The 18,414-nt window shown below is 62.9% G+C and carries 17 protein-coding genes; 10 read left to right on the top strand and 7 right to left on the bottom strand.

The window, feature by feature from the left end; genetic code table 11:
* The first annotated feature begins 21 nt into the window (after nt 1–21).
* The 4 genes from ACTJKL_RS20910 (at nt 22) to ACTJKL_RS20895 (ending at nt 6,190) form a co-directional block, all read left to right on the top strand.
* Entirely contained in the window at nt 22–1,746 is a 1,725-nt protein-coding gene (locus ACTJKL_RS20910; protein WP_018097262.1) for an ABC transporter substrate-binding protein, read from the top strand.
* A gap of 258 nt (nt 1,747–2,004) precedes the next feature.
* Nucleotides 2,005–3,477: a nucleobase:cation symporter-2 family protein gene (locus tag ACTJKL_RS20905; RefSeq protein WP_018097263.1), complete on the top strand. Its 1,473-nt coding sequence runs from the start codon at nt 2,005–2,007 to the stop codon at nt 3,475–3,477.
* Nucleotides 3,478–3,675: 198 nt separating this feature from the next.
* Nucleotides 3,676–5,160, top strand: a complete 1,485-nt coding sequence (locus ACTJKL_RS20900) for a nucleobase:cation symporter-2 family protein (protein ID WP_440853695.1) — start codon at nt 3,676–3,678, stop codon at nt 5,158–5,160.
* A gap of 124 nt (nt 5,161–5,284) precedes the next feature.
* Nucleotides 5,285–6,190, top strand: coding sequence for a DMT family transporter (locus tag ACTJKL_RS20895; RefSeq protein ID WP_411922181.1), 906 nt, complete (start codon nt 5,285–5,287; stop codon nt 6,188–6,190).
* Between the two features lie 6 nt (nt 6,191–6,196).
* Here the strand turns inward: ACTJKL_RS20895 and ACTJKL_RS20890 are convergent, their stop codons facing one another.
* Nucleotides 6,197–6,625 carry a Fur family transcriptional regulator gene (locus tag ACTJKL_RS20890; RefSeq protein WP_018097266.1) on the bottom strand — a complete coding sequence of 143 codons (429 nt, stop codon included), beginning with the start codon at nt 6,623–6,625 and terminating at the stop codon, nt 6,197–6,199.
* A gap of 121 nt (nt 6,626–6,746) precedes the next feature.
* Here ACTJKL_RS20890 and ACTJKL_RS20885 point away from each other — a divergent pair, with 121 nt between their 5' ends.
* The 5 genes from ACTJKL_RS20885 to ACTJKL_RS20865 all read left to right on the top strand — a co-directional run bounded on the left by ACTJKL_RS20885 (nt 6,747) and on the right by ACTJKL_RS20865 (nt 11,303).
* Nucleotides 6,747–7,652: a metal ABC transporter substrate-binding protein gene (locus tag ACTJKL_RS20885; protein ID WP_324762446.1), complete on the top strand. Its 906-nt coding sequence runs from the start codon at nt 6,747–6,749 to the stop codon at nt 7,650–7,652.
* Nucleotides 7,649–8,584 (top strand): manganese/iron ABC transporter ATP-binding protein, encoded by a 936-nt coding sequence (locus ACTJKL_RS20880; protein WP_100674620.1) that lies wholly within the window; start codon nt 7,649–7,651, stop codon nt 8,582–8,584. The genes ACTJKL_RS20885 and ACTJKL_RS20880 overlap by 4 nt, the downstream gene beginning before the upstream one ends.
* On the top strand, nt 8,581–9,438 hold the full coding sequence (locus ACTJKL_RS20875; protein ID WP_440853694.1) for a metal ABC transporter permease: 858 nt from the start codon (nt 8,581–8,583) through the stop codon (nt 9,436–9,438). The genes ACTJKL_RS20880 and ACTJKL_RS20875 overlap by 4 nt, the downstream gene beginning before the upstream one ends.
* Complete coding sequence (locus tag ACTJKL_RS20870) at nt 9,435–10,289, top strand: metal ABC transporter permease (protein ID WP_440853693.1); 855 nt, start codon at nt 9,435–9,437, stop codon at nt 10,287–10,289. The genes ACTJKL_RS20875 and ACTJKL_RS20870 overlap by 4 nt, the downstream gene beginning before the upstream one ends.
* Before the next feature lie 129 nt (nt 10,290–10,418).
* On the top strand, nt 10,419–11,303 hold the full coding sequence (locus ACTJKL_RS20865) for a DUF6030 family protein (protein ID WP_440853692.1): 885 nt from the start codon (nt 10,419–10,421) through the stop codon (nt 11,301–11,303).
* A gap of 14 nt (nt 11,304–11,317) precedes the next feature.
* Here the strand turns inward: ACTJKL_RS20865 and ACTJKL_RS20860 are convergent, their stop codons facing one another.
* Nucleotides 11,318–11,749: an Lrp/AsnC family transcriptional regulator gene (locus tag ACTJKL_RS20860; RefSeq protein WP_275597221.1), complete on the bottom strand. Its 432-nt coding sequence runs from the start codon at nt 11,747–11,749 to the stop codon at nt 11,318–11,320.
* A gap of 124 nt (nt 11,750–11,873) precedes the next feature.
* Here ACTJKL_RS20860 and ACTJKL_RS20855 point away from each other — a divergent pair, with 124 nt between their 5' ends.
* The gene (locus ACTJKL_RS20855; protein ID WP_127710640.1) at nt 11,874–12,977 is read left to right on the top strand and encodes a saccharopine dehydrogenase family protein; all 1,104 of its coding nucleotides are present in this window, start codon (nt 11,874–11,876) and stop codon (nt 12,975–12,977) included.
* Between the two features lie 357 nt (nt 12,978–13,334).
* Here ACTJKL_RS20855 and ACTJKL_RS20850 read toward each other — a convergent pair whose 3' ends face one another.
* From ACTJKL_RS20850 to ACTJKL_RS20830, 5 genes are all read right to left on the bottom strand, one after another.
* On the bottom strand, nt 13,335–13,739 hold the full coding sequence (locus tag ACTJKL_RS20850; RefSeq protein WP_440853691.1) for a F0F1 ATP synthase subunit epsilon: 405 nt from the start codon (nt 13,737–13,739) through the stop codon (nt 13,335–13,337).
* A gap of 121 nt (nt 13,740–13,860) precedes the next feature.
* Nucleotides 13,861–15,375: a F0F1 ATP synthase subunit beta gene (gene atpD, locus ACTJKL_RS20845; RefSeq protein ID WP_018097275.1), complete on the bottom strand. Its 1,515-nt coding sequence runs from the start codon at nt 15,373–15,375 to the stop codon at nt 13,861–13,863.
* 24 nt (nt 15,376–15,399) lie between these two features.
* The gene (locus tag ACTJKL_RS20840) at nt 15,400–16,281 is read right to left on the bottom strand and encodes a F0F1 ATP synthase subunit gamma (protein WP_018097276.1); all 882 of its coding nucleotides are present in this window, start codon (nt 16,279–16,281) and stop codon (nt 15,400–15,402) included.
* A 27-nt stretch (nt 16,282–16,308) separates the two neighbouring features.
* Nucleotides 16,309–17,838: a F0F1 ATP synthase subunit alpha gene (gene atpA / locus ACTJKL_RS20835; RefSeq protein WP_018097277.1), complete on the bottom strand. Its 1,530-nt coding sequence runs from the start codon at nt 17,836–17,838 to the stop codon at nt 16,309–16,311.
* A complete protein-coding gene (locus ACTJKL_RS20830; RefSeq protein WP_010970368.1) occupies nt 17,838–18,404 on the bottom strand; it encodes a F0F1 ATP synthase subunit delta in 567 nt (188 codons plus the stop codon). Before ACTJKL_RS20830 ends, atpA begins: the two co-directional genes overlap by 1 nt.
* Between the last annotated feature and the right edge of the window lie 10 nt (nt 18,405–18,414).

Here is an 18,414-nt window from a genome sequence, read left to right as displayed (position 1 = left end):
CAAAACCCAAGGGAGGATTTAATGCGAAGGCACCTTTTGACAACGACGGCGGCTATGCTGCTGGCATTTACCGGCTCGGCATTTGCCGGGATGGACGAGGCAAAGCAGTTCCTGGACAAGGAAGTCGGCGACATGTCCTCGCTCGACCGCGCCGCCCAGGAAGCGGAAATGCAATGGTTCGTCGATGCGGCAAAGCCTTTTGCCGGCATGGAGATCAAGGTCGTTTCCGAAACGATCACCACGCATGAATACGAATCGAAGGTGCTCGCACCGGCCTTTACCGCGATCACCGGCATCAAGATCACCCATGACCTGATCGGCGAAGGCGACGTGGTCGAAAAACTGCAGACGCAGATGCAGTCGGGCGAGAACGTCTATGACGCCTATATCAACGACTCTGACCTGATCGGCACGCACTGGCGCTACCAGCAGGCCCGCAGCCTGACCGACTTCATGGCGAACGAGGGCAAGGATGTCACCAACCCCAACCTCGACATAGACGACTTCATCGGCAAATCCTTCACGACCGCGCCGGACGGCAAGCTCTACCAGCTTCCCGATCAGCAGTTCGCAAACCTCTATTGGTTCCGCTACGACTGGTTCAACGACGAGAAGAACAAGGCGGACTTCAAGGCCAAGTACGGCTACGAACTCGGCGTTCCGGTCAACTGGTCGGCCTATGAGGACATCGCCGAGTTCTTCACCGGGCGCGAGATCGACGGCAAGAAGGTCTATGGCCACATGGACTACGGCAAGAAGGACCCGTCGCTGGGCTGGCGCTTCACCGATGCCTGGCTGTCGATGGCCGGCAACGGCGACAAGGGCATCCCGAACGGCAAGCCGGTCGACGAGTGGGGCATCAAGGTCGACGAAAACTCGCGGCCCGTCGGATCCTGCGTCGCGCGCGGCGGCGACACCAACGGCCCGGCCTCGGTCTACGCTATCCAGAAATATCTCGACTGGATGAAGGCCTATGCGCCGGCTGCTGCCCAGGGCATGACCTTCTCGGAATCCGGTCCGGTACCATCGCAGGGCGAGGTCGCCCAGCAGATGTTCACCTATACGGCCTTCACCGCCGATTTCGTGAAGGAAGGCCTGCCGGTCGTGAACGAGGACGGCACACCGAAGTGGCGTTTTGCCCCGAGCCCGCACGGCGTCTACTGGAAGGACGGCATGAAGCTCGGCTACCAGGACGCCGGGTCCTGGACGCTGCTGAAGTCGACGCCGGACGATCGCGCCAAGGCCGCCTGGCTCTACGCGCAGTTCGTGACGTCGAAGACGGTGGACGTGAAGAAGAGCCATGTCGGCCTGACCTTCATCCGCCAGTCGACGCTCGACCATCAGAGCTTCACCGACCGCGCCCCGAAGCTCGGCGGCCTGATCGAGTTCTACCGTTCACCGGCCCGCCTGCAGTGGTCGCCGACCGGAACGAACGTGCCCGACTATCCGAAGCTGGCACAGCTCTGGTGGCAGGCGATCGGCGACGCTTCCTCCGGCGCGAAAACCGCCCAGGAAGCCATGGACTCGCTCTGCGCCGAGCAGGAAAAGGTGCTGCAGCGCCTGGAACGTGCCGGCGTCCAGGGCGACATCGGTCCGAAGCTCGCCGAAGAGCACGATCTGGAATACTGGAACGCCGAAGCCGTGAAGGCCGGCAACCTCGCACCGCAGCTCAAGATCGAGAACGAGAAGGAAAAGCCGACCACCGTCAACTACGACGAGCTGGTCAAGAGCTGGCAGACGAACTGATCGACAGACGCTGCCCGATCCGTCGGCGGCGTTCGTAAAAGGAGATGCGGCACCGGGGCTGGAAACGGCCCCGGTTTTTTCGTTTCGAATCGAGGGGGCCACCCCACGCTCGCCGCTGCGATCACCGCAGCATTACCGCCCGCGAGGCGAAAACTGTTTCCCCTATTTCGGTAAGGCAGCGCCTCATCGTCGCTGACATTATTCGCCACCTTCTTCGTAAGAAGTGGATGACATGCAAAGGTATTGGAGGAGATTACCTTGGCAAACAGTGCAGAGGAAACCCTATCACCAACGCGTCCGGAGGATGAGAAGCTCGGAATCGGCGCCAATCTGGCCTATGGCCTGCAACACGTGCTGACGATGTATGGAGGCATCGTCGCCGTGCCCCTGATACTGGGCCAGGCCGCAGGCCTCGGCCCCGGCGACATCGGCCTGCTCATCACGGCCTCCTTATTTGCCGGCGGCCTCGCCACCATATTGCAAACCATCGGCCTGCCCTTCTTCGGAAGCCAGTTGCCGCTGGTCCAGGGCGTTTCCTTTTCCGGCGTGGCGACGATGATCGCCATTTCCGGCAATGGGGGGCTTCAGTCGGTGCTCGGCGCCGTCATTGCCGCCTCGCTGATCGGCCTGCTGATAACGCCTGTATTTTCGCGGATCACCCGCTTCTTTCCGCCGCTCGTCACCGGAATCGTGATCACCACCATAGGACTGACGCTGATGCCGGTGGCCGCGCGCTGGGCCATGGGCGGGAACAGCAGTGCCCCGGATTTCGGCAGTCCCGCCAATATCCAGCTTGCAGCGGTCACGCTCGTCATCGTGCTCCTGCTCAGCAAGCTCGGAAGCGCCGCGATCTCGCGGCTCTCGATCCTGCTCGCTCTGATCATCGGTACGGTGATAGCCTATTTCGCCGGCATGGCTGATTTCTCGCAGGTAACCGAAGGGCCTTTCTTCGCGCTTCCGCTGGTCTTCCACTTCGGCTATCCGACCTTCGAAGTCGCGGCGATCGCCTCGATGTTCATCGTCATCATGGTGACGCTGGTCGAGACTTCGGCGGACATTCTGGCGGTCGGCGAGATCATCGAAACGAAGGTGGATTCGCGCCGGCTCGGAGACGGCCTCAGGGCCGACATGCTGTCGAGCCTGCTCGCACCGATCTTCGGCTCCTTCACCCAGAGCGCCTTTGCCCAGAATGTCGGGCTGGTGGCGGTCACCGGGGTCAAGAGCCGCTATGTCGTTGCAACCGGCGGCCTGTTTCTCGTCACGCTCGGTCTTCTGCCGGTCATGGGCCGCATCGTCGCGGCGGTTCCGAGTTCGGTGCTCGGCGGCGCCGGCATCGTGCTCTTCGGCACGGTCGCTGCGAGCGGCATCCGAACTCTGTCGAAGGTGGACTACGCCAACAACATGAACCTCGTCATCGTCGCGACCTCGATCGGCTTCGGCATGATCCCGATCGCCTCGCCGACCTTCTACGAGCATTTCCCGGCCTGGGTCGAGACGATCTTCCATTCCGGCATCAGCTCCGCCGCGCTGATGGCGATCGGCCTCAACCTGATCTTCAACCATATGACCGCCGGGAACTCGGACCAGCAATCGGTGTTCGTCGCCGGGACGGAGCGGACGCTCCGCTACCAGGACATCGCGCGACTGCACGACGGCGACTATTTCCTCAACGGCAAGCTCTACGACGCCAACGGCACGGAAGTGCGCGTGCTTGCCGCGGAAGCGCATTGACGGCCGGCAAGCCGTTCCGCTGAGCCGACGGGACGCGATCCGGGGCATGTCCGGATCGCGTGCGATGCGCCCGATTACCCTCGAAAATCCGAAAGTGTTTTCACTTCCTGCACCCTTGCGGCATGCTCCTGCGGCGCGAAAAGTTCCCCTCCCCGTTGGAGGACGGGAACGGACGGTGGCGGCGATGGAGGAGGAACCATGAACGACGCATCCAGCATACATCCCGTGGACGAGCGCCTGCCGATCGGCAGGCTTGCGACCCTCGGGATACAGCATGTTCTTGTCATGTATGGCGGCGCCGTCGCAGTGCCCCTGATCGTCGGCCGGGCGCTGCAGCTGAGCCCGGAGGACGTCGCCTTCCTGATCTCGGCGGACCTGTTCGTCTGCGGCATCGTCACCATCATTCAGTCGCTCGGGCTGACCAGGGGCATAGGCATCCGCCTTCCCGTGATGATGGGCGTCACCTTTGCCGCCGTCGGCCCGATGGTCTCCATGGCCGCCATGACACCCGGGATCGACGGAGCACGGACGATCTTCGGCGCGATCATCGGCGCCGGCCTCGTCGCGCTCCTCATCGCGCCCCTCATGGGACGCCTGCTGAAGTTCTTCCCGCCCGTCGTCACCGGCACCATCATTCTCGTCATCGGGGTGACCCTGATGCGCGTCGGCGTCAACTGGATATTCGGCAACCCCTTCGGTCCGACGGCGCCGAAACTCGTCGATCCGGCTCACGCGCAATGGCTCGCCGATTTGAAGCAGCTCGCCGCAACCGGCGATCCGGCCGTGCCGGACGGGCTGGTCCTGGGTGCCACGGTTCCGAACCCGATCTATGCTGAACCGGGCCATGTGGCGCTTGCCGCCTTCGTGCTGGTCTCGATTCTCGTAGTGGCCCGTTTCGGCAAGGGGCTCATCAGCAACATCGCGGTTCTGATCGGCATCGTGATCGGATGCGTCGCGGCAGCCATGCTCGGCATGATGCATTTCGATCGCGTGGCGAGCGCCGGCTGGTTCGCCGTCGTGACCCCATTGCGCTTCGGCATGCCGATCTTCGATCCGGTGCTGATCGCCACCATGTCGCTTGTCATGATCGTCGTGATGATCGAATCGACCGGCATGTTCCTGGCACTCGGCGAGATGACGAACCGCGAGGTCAAGCAACAGCAATTGACCGCCGGACTTCGGGTGGACGGTCTCGGCACCATCATCGGCGGTCTCTTCAATACATTTCCCTATACGAGCTTTTCGCAGAATGTCGGCCTCGTCGGCGTCACCGGCGTCAAGAGCCGCTACGTCTGCGTGATGGGCGGCGTCATCATGATCCTGCTGGGCGTTGTCCCGAAGATGGGCGCGCTGGTCGAGGCGGTTCCGACCTTCGTTCTCGGCGGAGCGGGGCTCGTGATGTTCGGCATGGTGGCGGCAACCGGCGTCAGGATACTCTCGACGGTCGACTTCAAGTCCTCGCGAAACAACCTGTTCGTGGTCGCCGTCTCCGTCGGCTTCGGCCTCATTCCGATGATCGCACCCAACTTCCTGATGTGGATGCCGCATGCGATCCATCCCATCATCGAGTCCGGCATAGTGCTGGCCGCGGCCTCGGCCGTCGTGCTCAATGCCTTCTTCAACGGCCTCAGCATCGAGCGTTCCGCATGCGTCGAGGCCGCGCGGCTGGCAGACGGCCATTGAACCGCATACCCCGCGGGCGAAGACCCGCGGGGTATGCGCCATACTTCGATCGGCACCGAAGCATCGCAGGGGCTCCGGACGCTAGGAATGGTCCGATGAACAACGATTCACAAGGACCGCATTCATGGACAGGCCACGTCTCGCTCTCGAACTGCTTCTGCTTGTCGCCCTGGCAACGCTCTGGGGCGCCTCCTACACCTTCATCAAGATCGGCGTCGAAACCATTCCCCCGGTGACGCTGATCGCCGCGCGAACGCTGCTTGCCGGCATGGTTCTTCTGGCGCTGATCGCATGGCGCGGCCTGACATTGCCGCGGGACGGGGCGATGTGGCGGCGGTTCCTGTTCCAGGCCTGCCTCAACAGCGTCGTCCCATTCACCTTGATCGCCTGGTCGGAGCGTACGATCGATGCCGGCGTCGCGGCCATCCTCAACTCCACGACGCCGATCTTCGCCTTTCTCCTGACGGCCCTGATCACCCGGCACGAGCCCGTTACCGGCCGCAAGTTCCTGGGCGTCCTTGCGGGCCTCGCCGGAATCGCGCTGATCATCGGTCTCGAGGCCTTCCGCGGCATCGGCAATCAGCTCATCCCGCAGCTTGCGGTCGTTCTCGCGACGGTTTGCTATGCCGGCGCGGCGATTTTCGGGAAGGGCTTCAGGGGCCTCGATCCGATGATGCCCGCTTGCGGATCGCTTCTCGCGGGTGCGGCCCTGCTCATCCCGGCAAGCCTCGTCGTCGATCGGCCCTGGACGCTCGATCCCTCGCCGGAATCGCTGATCGCGCTCCTCTGCCTGTCCGTCTTCTCGACCGCGCTCGCCTTCGTCATCTATTTCCGCCTGATCCACACGCTCGGTTCCGTCGGCGCGACGGCACAGGCCTATGTACGCGTTCCGATCGGCGTTGCGATCGGAGTGGTGTTTCTCGGGGAAACGCTTTCGACCACCGCATGGCTCGGCCTCGGCTGCGTCATCGCCGGCGTCGCCGCCATGACCATGCCGACGCGCCCCAAGATTGCCGCTGTCGGAGGGTAATTCCGCTCAGTCCTTGCGCTTCCGGCAATAGAGCTCCAGCCGGTGGCGCACCAGGTCGTAGCCGAGCTCGGCAGCGATCTCCGCCTGCAACTGCTCGATCTTGTCGGAGCGAAACTCGATCACCGCACCCGTTTCGATATCGATCAGGTGATCGTGGTGGGGCGCATCCGCCGTCTCGAAGCGGGCAGTCGCATTCTCGAAGGCATGCCGCTGCACTACCCCTTGCTGCTCCAGCGCCGAAAGCGTGCGGTATACCGTCGAGAGCGACACCGTCGCGTCGATTTCCTTCGCGCGGCGGTGAAGTTCGCTGGCATCCGGGTGGTCCGCGGCCTCGGCCAGGATCTTGAGGATCGCGGCGCGCTGGCGCGTCACACGCACGCCGCCTTCCCGCAGGATTCCTTCCAGTTCCTCGATCCGATTCTTGCTCTGGCTCATCCCGCGACACTAGCCAAGGGGACGCCTTTTGGAAATAGCTAGTTGCAAATGCTTCTCATTTGCATTGACTTATGCAGACCATTCGCCTACCCATATTATGGTTCGCAAAGAGGAGAGCCGGATGATCCATCCAACGAGGCGCATGATCGTGGCGGCCGCAGCGGCGATGGCTGCTCTATCGCTCCTGCCGGCGGCGGCCCGGGCGGCGGAAAAGCTCAAGGCCGTCACCACCTTCACGGTCATCGCCGATATGGCGCAGAACGTCGCGGGCGACGCCGCCGTGGTCGAATCGATCACCAAGCCGGGCGCCGAGATCCACAATTACCAGCCGACGCCCCGCGATATCCTCAAGGCGCATGATGCCGACCTCATTCTCTGGAACGGGCTGAACCTCGAGCTCTGGTTCGAAAGGTTCTTCCAGAACTTCGACGGCGTTCCGGGCGTCGTCGTCTCCGAAGGCATCGAGCCGATGGGCATCGCCGAGGGCCCCTATACCGGCAAACCCAACCCGCATGCCTGGATGTCGCCATCGGCCGCCCTGATCTATGTCGACAATATTCGCGACGCCTTCGTGCAACACGATCCCCCCAATGCCGAGGTCTACAAGGCCAATGCCGAGGCCTACAAGAAGAAGATCGAGGCGGCGGTCGCACCCATCCGCGCCGAGCTCGAAAGGATCCCGGCGGAAAGGCGATGGCTCGTTTCGAGCGAGGGCGCCTTCAGCTATCTCGCCCGCGATTTCGGCATGAAGGAGCTTTATCTTTGGCCGATCAATGCCGACCAGCAAGGCACGCCGCAGCAGGTGCGCAAGGTGATCGACGTGGTTCGAGCGAATCGGATACCCGTCGTCTTCTCCGAAAGCACCATTTCGCCGGACCCCGCTGAGCAGGTCGCGCGGGAGACGGGTGCAAAATACGGAGGCGTGCTCTATGTCGACTCCTTGAGCGAGGCCGACGGCCCCGTTCCGACCTATATCGATCTGCTGCGCGTTACATCGGAAACGATCGCGAAAGGCTTGTCGCAATGAACCTTCAGGAAAAGGCCCGCGCCTATCCGGGAGCTGCTCCGCAAGACGAGGATGGCGGCATTCGCGTCAGCGGTGCTACGGTGACCTACCGCAACGGCCACCGGGCGCTGCGCGACGCCTCCTTCGAAATCCCGACGGGCACCATCGCGGCCCTCGTCGGCGTAAACGGCAGCGGCAAGTCGACGCTGTTCAAAGCGATTATGGGCTTCGTCCGGCTGGCCAAGGGCGACATCTCGATCCTGGGCCTCACCGTGTCGCAGGCATTGAAACAGAACCTCGTCGCCTATGTCCCGCAGGCCGAAGAGGTCGACTGGAATTTTCCCGTCCTGGTCGAAGACGTGGTGATGATGGGCCGTTACGGCCATATGAACATGCTGCGCATCCCCAAAAAGGCCGATCACGAGGCGGTCGAGACGGCGCTGGCACGGGTCGGCATGAGCGAGTTCCGCAAGCGCCAGATCGGCGAGCTTTCCGGAGGCCAGAAGAAGCGGGTCTTCCTGGCCCGGGCACTTGCCCAGAACGGCCGCGTCATCCTGCTCGACGAGCCCTTCACCGGGGTCGACGTGAAGACGGAGGACGCTATCATCCGCCTGCTCGTCGCGCTTCGCGAAGAGGGTCGTGTGATGCTCGTCTCCACCCATAATCTCGGAAGCGTGCCGGAATTCTGCGACCGCACCATCCTTTTGAAAAATACGGTGCTCGCCTACGGTCCGACGGAAACCACCTTCACCCGCGAAAACCTGGAGCTCGCCTTCGGGGGCGTCCTGCGTCACTTCGTGCTCGGCGGAGAGAACCTCCATGATGATGCCGATCCACGCCAGCTCTCGGTCATCAGCGACGACGAGCGTCCGCTCGTCATGTATGGCGCCCGCGACCGCATGGTTGCGCAGCCGGCCAAACCGGAATCGGATTCCGAGGCGGACTCCGAATGATCGCCACGCTCATGGAGCCGTTCGCCTATAGCTACATGGTGAATGCCATGTGGGTAAGCGCACTCGTGGGCGCGGTCTGCGCGTTCCTTTCGGCCTATCTCATGCTGAAGGGCTGGTCGCTGATCGGCGATGCGCTCTCTCACTCGATCGTGCCGGGCGTCGCCGGGGCCTACATGCTCGGGCTTCCCTTCTCGCTGGGCGCCTTCTTTTCCGGTGCGCTTGCCGCCGGTGCCATGCTGTTCCTCAACCAGCGCACGCGGCTGAAGGAGGACACGATTATCGGCCTGATCTTCACCTCCTTCTTCGGCCTCGGCCTGTTCATGGTGTCTCTGTCGCCGACCTCGGTGAACATCCAGACGATCGTGCTCGGCAATATCCTCGCCATCACGCCGGCCGACACCTTGCAGCTCGCCATCATCGGCATCGTCTCGCTGCTGATCCTGTCCGCGAAGTGGAAGGACCTGATGGTGACTTTCTTCGACGAAAGCCACGCCCGCTCGATCGGCATCAACACCACCTTCCTGAAGGTGCTCTTCTTCACGCTCCTTTCGGCCTCGACCGTGGCGGCGCTGCAGACGGTCGGCGCCTTCCTCGTCATCGCCATGGTCGTCACCCCCGGCGCAACCGCCTATCTCCTGACCGACCGTTTCCCGCGGCTGATCGTGATCAGCGTCGCGATCGGGGCCCTGACGAGCTTCGTCGGCGCCTATGCGAGCTACTTCCTCGACGGCGCAACCGGGGGCATCATCATCGTCCTGCAAACTGCGATCTTTCTGTTCGCCTTCGTATTTGCCCCGAAACACGGGCTGCTCGCTGCACGCCGCCGCGCATCCGAGGCTCTGGAGACCGCATGATGCCTTCGCTCGACATGTTCCTTGCCGTCTTCGAGTTCGAGTTCATGCGCAATGCGCTCCTGATCTCGGTCCTGGTCGCGATTCCGACGGCGATGCTCTCCTGTTTCCTGGTCCTCAAGGGCTGGTCGCTGATGGGCGACGCGATCTCGCATGCGGTCTTCCCCGGCGTCGTCGTCTCCTACATTGTCGGCCTGCCGCTCGCCGTCGGCGCCTTTACGGCCGGCATGTGCTGCGCACTCTTGACCGGCTATCTGAAGGAAAACAGCCGCATCAAGCAGGACACGGTGATGGGCGTCGTCTTTTCCGGGATGTTCGGCCTTGGCCTTGTGCTCTACACCAAGATCCAGAGCGACGTGCATCTCGATCACATCCTCTTCGGCGACATGCTCGGCATCGGCTGGGGCGACATTCTGGAGACGGGCCTCATCGCGCTTCTCGCCGCCGGCATTCTCGGCCTGAAGTGGCGCGATCTGCTGCTCCACGCCTTCGATCCGGCTCAGGCACGCGCGATCGGTCTGAGGGTCGGTTGGCTGCACTACGGACTGCTGGCGATCCTGTCGCTGACGATCGTCGGCGCCCTCAAGGCCGTCGGGCTGATCCTGGCCATCGCCATGCTCATTGCCCCCGGCGCGATCGCCTATCTCGTCACGCGGACGTTCGGCCACATGCTCGCGGTCGCGGTGATCGTCGCCGTCGCCGCCTCCTTCTGCGGCGTCTATCTCTCCTTCTTCATCGACAGCGCACCGGCACCCACCATCGTCCTTCTGATGACGGCGATATTCCTGCTCGCCTTCGCCTATTCCACCTGGAAGGTGGCACGCGCCGAAGCGCAGCGGACAAGCGTGGAATAGAAGGAAGGAAGACCTCTCTTTCACCTCTTGGACGCCGGCGCCATGATCCCTTATGGTGCGCCACGACTGAAGGTTTGGAGCGGTCCGGTGGAATGCCGTGATCTTCCCGTGGCGGAGCGACGGCGCAAGATGGAGAGGAAACAGCAAAGCCGTTCCGGCATCGCTTTCTTCCTCGTCGCCGTGGGGCTCGTCTTTACGGCCATCGCCGCGACCGTGCTCCTGGCCAACGAAGAGCGCCACCTGAAGCAGCTGCTCGCAGGACTGGGTTTCTCGATGACGCCGCCGCAAGCGGAGCGGTTGCCGGAGACTGCCCGCGGTCCACGTAAAAAGCCCGAACCGCCAAAGGCACTCCTGCCCGCCCACATCTTCGCGGATCTTGCAACGCCGGAACAGCAATTCATCCGTCAGATCCGCAGCGACCCGCGGGCGCTTTGCGAGGGACTGAGGGAAGCCGGCTTCCGCGACCTCGAATGGAAATCCGCCGAGAGCGGCCGCTGGGAGTGCTCGTCGCTCGTTCCCTTTGCCCGCCCGGGCCAGGAGCCGAGCTCGTCCATCTTTATCCTGGTCAAGGGCCGTGGCGAGGAGGAGATCACCTCCTTTCGCGTAAAACTTAACATCGAGCACAGCGGGGACACACCGGTCGTCACCAGCGCTGCTGCCAAGGCGGCATCCGTCTTCTTGAGGGAGGTCCGTTGGGCGGGGGGCGCAAGCGTCACTCTCCAGATCCAGGGCCTCCAGGAATTCGACCTCAAGCGCTTCGGCAGTCGTATCCAGTTCAAGCGGGAGATGGGGGACACGCCCCGCTACAACTTCCTTGCCAATCAGGCCGCACGCGCGCGGCCGAAGAGCATCGCCGAGCTCTATTTCGACCGCGAAAAGTGGCTGGTCCCGGGCGACGGCGCGAGCGTTTCCTATATCCGGGGCCCAAGCGCCTGGACGCGGCCGGTCCAATCGGCAGAACCGCAAAGTGCAGCGGGGCAGCCTGCCGGTCGGGACGCAACGCCCGAGCATTGATGCGAACCTGCGTATCAGCGATCGATGCGCGTCGAGAGAATGATGGAGGACAGGGTCTTTTCGACACCCTCGATTTCGCCGATCCGGTCGATCAACAGGTCCAGCTCGCTGATCGACGCTGCAGCGACGACCGCGATCAGATCGAAGCTGCCGCTGACGGAATGCAGCATGCGGATTTCGCGAATGGCGGCGAGCTCGGGCGTGACCCGACCGAGCGCCCGCGGTGCAATCGTGATCAGAACATGCGCTCGCACGAGGCCTTTCTCGTAGCTTTCCGAGAGGCGCACGCCATAGCCTGCGATCACCCCCTCGCGCTCCAGCCGCTCGATGCGCGCCTGCACCGTGGTGCGCGACAGGCCGAGCCGGCGGGCGATCGTCGCCGTCGGCATGCGGGCGTTCTCGCTCAGTATGGCGAGGAGTTCGCGATCCTTGTCCGTTACATGCATATCGTCGACCTTGATCGGCAAAATGCCGAATGCAGACCGACGATTTAGCCATATCGACGCTTCAAATCAATATTCGGCCGCGAGACAATGGTGGTGAAAGAGGCTCATACCCCGGGGATACAAAATGAAAGACATCGTCGTCATCGGTGCCGGCAAGATCGGCTCCACCATCGCGCGCATGCTGGCACATAGCGGCGACTACCGCGTCTGCGTCGCCGATCGCAGCGCCGAGCAGTTGCAGCAGGTCGAGAAGCACGACGCCGTCTCGACCGCAGTCGTCGACATTGCCGACAGAAAGGCGCTCGTCGCCCTGCTCTCCGGAAAATTCGCCGTGCTCAGCGCCGCGCCGTTCCATCTGACGGTCGCGATCGCCGAAGCCGCAGCCGAGGCGAAAATCCACTATCTCGACCTGACGGAAGACGTCGAATCCACCCGCCAGGTCAAGGCGATCGCAGCTGAGGCCGACACCGCCTTCATTCCGCAATGCGGCCTTGCACCGGGCTTCATTTCGATCGTCGCCAACGATCTCAGCCGGCATTTCGATACGCTCGAAAGCGTGCGCATGCGCGTCGGCGCCCTGCCGCAATACCCGTCGAACGCTTTGAACTATAATCTCACCTGGAGCACCGACGGCGTCATCAACGAATATATCGAGCCCTGCGAGGCGATCGTCGAAGGTTCGCTGATCGAAGTTCCCGCCATGGAAGAGCGCGAGGAGTTCTCGCTCGACGGCGTCACCTACGAGGCCTTCAACACCTCCGGCGGCCTCGGCACGCTTTGCGAGACGCTGAAGGGCAAGGTCCGGACGCTCAATTACAAGACGATCCGTTATCCCGGCCATGCCGCGATCTTCAAGGCGCTCCTGAACGACCTCGGCCTGCGTCATCGCCGCGAGGTACTGAAGGACATCCTCGAAAACGCCCTGCCTACCACCACCCAGGACGTGGTCGTGATCTTCGTCACCGTTTCGGGCTTCCGCGAAGGTCGCCTGGTGCAGGAGACCTACGCCAACAAGGTCTATAGCGGCGTCGTTGCAGGACGGATGCAGAGCGGCATCCAGATCACCACCGCCGGCAGCATCTGCGCCGTTCTCGACATGCTCGCCCAAGGCAAGATCCCCACCAAGGGCTTCGTCCGCCAGGAAGACATCGCGCTCGACGCCTTCCTCGCCAACCGCTTCGGCCACTACTACGCCCAGAAGCACGAGACGGAACGCGCGGCGAGCTGAGGCCGAGGCCGAGGCTAGGTCGATTACCGAAATGCCCGGACCTCTCGTCCGGGCATTTTCGCTTCTGCTTGCAGCCCCCCTCATCCTCCCCGCAAGCGGGGCGAGAGACACGCGGCGGCCCGTTCTCTTTCCTCGAAGCGAGTGGCGGGATGGGGCTGGGCCCTCGCGGCTTGCCCCTTCTCCCCGCCTGCGGGGAGAAGGTCGCGGCAGCGGGATGAGGGGCGGCAACGGGTGGAAAGTACCCGCTGTCTTGAGACGCTCTATCGGCCGCTTGCGGGGAGAAACGAACTCGCGGAGACGAAAAACCCCGCTCGAGGCGGGGTTCGATAGGCATTATCCCTTATCGGGATGTCCCTTTCAGGCCGGGATCACGATCTCCCCGAGCTTCGTGAGTTCGGCGATGAATTGTTCCAGACGCGTCTTCTTCTCGTCACCGGCGCCTTCGAGTTCGGCGCGTGCCGCTTCGATGCGGTTTTCGAGAACCGTGCTGTCCAGTTCGTCGACATGGACGGCAGATTCGGCCAAAAGCGTGCAGCCGGAAGGCAGGATATCGGCAAAGCCGCCGAAGACGGCGTAGCGTTCGGTCTTGCCGGCGGTGGTCTTCACCGCCACGACGCCCGGCTTGACGGTCGTCATGGTCGGCGCGTGATTGGCCATCACGGTCATCTCGCCCTCGGTCGCCGGAATGACGACTTCGGTCACCTTCTCCGAAACAAGCAGACGCTCGGGGGAAACAAGCTCAAAATTGAAACTTTCGGCCATGACCATTCACTTCTGGTGAGCGCGCCGCTGGTCGGCGGGCTGTGCACGTTCTCCGCCTCAACTGTCGGGCGGGATGAAAGCCGTGGCGCAAGGAACTCCGCGCCACGGTTCCTGATGCAGATCAGGCGGCTTCGGCAGCCAGCTTCTTGGCCTTCTCGACGGCTTCCTCGATGGAACCGACCATGTAGAAGGCAGCTTCCGGCAGGTGGTCGTACTCGCCGTTGACGAGGCCCTTGAAGCCCTTGATCGTGTCTTCGAGCGCAACCAGCTTGCCCGGCGAGCCGGTGAAGACTTCGGCGACGAAGAACGGCTGCGACAGGAAACGCTCGATCTTGCGGGCGCGGGCGACGGCGATCTTGTCCTCTTCGGAAAGCTCGTCCATGCCCAGGATCGCGATGATGTCCTGCAGGGCCTTGTAGCGCTGCAGGGTCGACTGCACTTTGCGCGACACTTCGTAATGCTCTTCGCCGACGATCATCGGGTCCAGCATGCGCGAGGTCGAATCCAGCGGATCCACGGCCGGATAAATGCCCTTTTCGGCGATCGAACGCGACAGAACCGTCGTCGCATCGAGGTGCGCGAACGAGGTTGCCGGTGCCGGGTCGGTCAAGTCGTCGGCGGGAACGTAAATCGCCTGAACCGAGGTGATCGAGCCCTTGGTCGTGGTGGTGATGCGCTCCTGCATCTGGCCCATGTCGGTTGCAAGCGTCGGCTGATAGCCCACGGCCGAAGGAATACGGCCGAGCAGAGCCGACACTTCCGAGCCCGCCTGGGTGAAGCGGAAGATGTTGTCGACGAAGAAGAGAACGTCCTGACCTTCGTCACGGAACTGTTCGGCGACCGTCAGGCCGGTCAGCGCGACGCGTGCGCGGGCGCCGGGCGGCTCGTTCATCTGGCCGTAGACGAGTGCGGCCTTGGAGCCTTCGCCGCCGCCGTGCTTGTTCACGCCGGATTCGATCATTTCGTGATAGAGGTCGTTGCCTTCGCGGGTCCGCTCGCCGACGCCTGCGAAGACGGAGTAACCGCCGTGCGCCTTGGCGACGTTGTTGATCAGTTCCATGATCAGAACGGTCTTGCCGACGCCCGCGCCGCCGAAGAGGCCGATCTTGCCGCCCTTGGCATAGGGAGCGAGCAGGTCGACGACCTTGATGCCGGTGACGAGAATCTGCGCTTCGGTCGACTGTTCCACATAGGCCGGAGCGTCCTGGTGGATGGCGCGGCGGGCGGAAGTCTTCAGCGGACCGGCTTCGTCGACCGGCTCGCCGATGACGTTCATGATGCGGCCGAGCGTTTCCTTGCCGACCGGAACCGCGATCGGGCCGCCCGTGTCGGCGACCTTCTGGCCGCGAACGAGACCTTCGGTCGAGTCCATGGCGATCGTGCGGACGGAGTTTTCGCCGAGATGCTGTGCGACTTCGAGAACGAGGCGGTTGCCGTTGTTGTCGGTTTCCAGCGCGTTCAGGATCTGCGGGAGCTGGCCTTCTTCGAATGCGACGTCGACGACGGCGCCGATGACCTGCGTCACGCGGCCGACAGCACCCGTAGCCGCAACGACTGTCTTGGCGGAAGCTGCCTTCTTCGGAGCAGCCGGCTTCTTCGCCGCTGCGGTTTCTTTCGGGGTAGCTGCCTTAGCCATAATTCTTACCCTCTTCTCGTAACCTTAGAGCGCTTCCGCGCCAGAGATGATTTCAATGAGTTCCTTGGTGATCTGCGCCTGCCGCTGACGGTTGTAGCTGAGCGTCAGCTTGTCGATCATCTCACCCGCGTTGCGCGTAGCATTGTCCATGGCACTCATCTTCGCGCCCATTTCACCCGCGACGTTCTCGAGCAGGGCCCGGAAGATCTGCACGGAGATATTGCGCGGGATGAGATCGCTGAGGATCGCGCCGGCTTCCGGCTCGTATTCGTAGATCGCCGATGCACCTTCGCCTTCGGCGGCCACTTCGCCGGCCGATGCCGGGATGAGCTGCTGGGCGGTCGGGATCTGGGAAATGACGGACTTGAACTCGGAATAGAACAGGGTGCAGACGTCGAACTCGCCGTTGTCGAAGAGCTCGATGACCTTATGGCCGATCCGGTCCGCGTTCTCGAAACCGATCTTCTTGACTTCACGCAGGTCGACACGGTCGATGATCAGCGACGCGAAGTCGCGCCGAAGCATATCGAAGCCCTTCTTCCCGACGCAGATGATCTTGACCGTCTTGCCCTGGGCCAGAAGCTTGCGCACATGGTCGCGGGCAAAGCGGGCGATCTGCGAGTTGAAGCCGCCGCAAAGACCGCGCTCGGCCGTGCAGACGATCACCAGGTGCGTGTCGTCCTTGCCGGTTCCCGTCATCAGCCGCGGCGCGCTGTCGTCCGCGCCGACCGCCTGGGCGATATTGGCGAGAACGGCAGCCATGCGCTGCGAATAGGGCCGGGCGGCCTCGGCCGCCTCCTGCGCACGCCGAAGCTTCGCCGCGGCGACCATCTTCATCGCCTTGGTGATCTTCTGCGTCGCCTTGACGGAGGCGATCCGGTTCTTCAGATCCTTAAGTGAAGGCATCCGTTGTCCGTCCTAGTTGAGGTCCGCTCAGGCGAAGGATTTGGCGAAGCTGTCGATTGCGCCCTTCAGCTTGGCCTTGGTGTCGTCCGAGATAGCCTTTTCCGTACGGATGGTATCCAGAACGGCCTTGCCTTCCGAACGGAGGTAGGAAAGGAGGCCGTGCTCGAACTTGCCTACCTCGCTGACCGGCAGCTTGTCGAGATAGCCGTTGACGCCGGCGAAGATGACCGCAACCTGCTCTTCCGTCTTCAGCGGCGAGAACTGCGGCTGCTTCAGAAGTTCGGTCAGGCGGGCACCGCGGTTGAGCAGACGCTGCGTCGCGGCATCGAGGTCCGAGCCGAACTGTGCGAAGGCCGCCATTTCGCGGTACTGGGCGAGCTCGCCCTTGATCGAGCCGGCGACCTGCTTCATCGCCTTGATCTGGGCGGAGGAGCCGACGCGCGAAACCGACAGACCGACGTTAACGGCCGGACGGATACCCTGGTAGAACAGGTCGGTTTCGAGGAAGATCTGGCCGTCGGTGATCGAGATCACGTTGGTCGGAATGAACGCGGACACGTCGTTGCCCTGCGTCTCGATGACCGGCAGAGCCGTCAGCGAGCCGGCGCCACGCTCGTCGGAGAGCTTGGCGGCGCGCTCCAGAAGGCGCGAATGCAGGTAGAAAACGTCGCCCGGATAGGCTTCACGGCCCGGCGGGCGGCGCAGCAGCAGAGACATCTGACGGTAGGCGACGGCCTGCTTGGAAAGGTCGTCATAGCCGATCAGGGCGTGCTTGCCGTTGTCGCGGAAATATTCGCCCATCGCGCAGCCGGCGAACGGAGCCAGATACTGCATCGGCGCCGGATCGGAAGCCGTTGCAGCGACGATGATCGAATACTGCAGCGCGCCGCGCTCTTCGAGCACCTTGACGAACTGAGCGACCGTCGAGCGCTTCTGGCCGATAGCGACGTAGACGCAATAGAGCTTATCCCCTTCCGGGCCATTGTCGTGAATGGCTTTCTGGTTGAGGATCGTATCGAGAATGATCGCGGTCTTGCCGGTCTGGCGGTCGCCGATGACGAGCTCGCGCTGGCCGCGGCCGACCGGGATGAGGGCGTCGATGGCCTTGAGGCCGGTCGACATCGGCTCATGGACCGACTTGCGCGGAATGATGCCGGGCGCCTTGACGTCGACGCGGGCGCGCTGCTTGGCATTGATCGGGCCCTTGCCGTCGATCGGGTTGCCGAGCGCGTCCACGACGCGGCCGAGCAGCTCCGGACCTACGGGAACGTCCACGATGGCGCCGGTCCGCTTGACCGTGTCGCCTTCCTTGATGTCCCGGTCCGAGCCGAAGATAACCACACCGACATTGTCGGCTTCAAGGTTCAGCGCCATGCCGCGAATTCCGCCTGGGAATTCGACCATCTCGCCTGCCTGGACGTTGTCGAGGCCGTAGACGCGGGCGATACCGTCACCGACGGAAAGCACCTGGCCGACTTCGGAAACTTCCGCTTCCTGGCCGAAATTTTTGATCTGATCTTTAAGAATTGCGGAAATTTCCGCGGCGCGGATATCCATCAGCCGACCTCTTTCAGTGCAAGCTTAAGGGTAGAGAGTTTGGTGCGAAGGGAGGTGTCAATCTGGCGGGACCCGACCTTCACGATCAGACCTCCAAGAATAGACGGGTCGACGGTGACGTTTACCGCCACGTCTTTGCCGGTGACGCCTTTCAGCGCCGCCTTCAATTCGATTTCCTGCGCCAGCGTCAGCGCATGTGCCGACGTGACGTCGGCGGTGATTTCGCCCTTGTGACGGGCAGCGAGCAGACGGAACGCCTTGATGATGCCCGGCAGCACGAAGAGGCGGCGATTGCGCGCGACGACCTTCAGGAAGTTGCCGACCAGCCCGGAGAAGCCGAACTTCTCGACGAGGGCGGAAATGGCCTTGAACTGGTCGTCGGCGGAAAAGACCGGGCTTACGATCAGCCGCTTCAGATCGTCGCTGCCGTCGATCAGCGCCTGGATGCGCGTCAGATCGGCGCCGACTGCTTCGATCGACCCGGCATCAAGGGCAAGCTCGAAAAGCGAGGAGGCATATCTTTCTGCAACACCGGAAATGAGCTGGGATGTGTCTGCCACGGGCACAAGCTTCTCT

Source organism: Sinorhizobium sp. 22678 (assembly GCF_052044265.1).
Classification (GTDB): Bacteria; Pseudomonadota; Alphaproteobacteria; order Rhizobiales; family Rhizobiaceae; genus Sinorhizobium; species Sinorhizobium meliloti_A.
The sequence above is the reverse complement of the archived record's forward strand: the minus strand, read 5'-3'. Positions and strand labels throughout refer to the sequence as shown.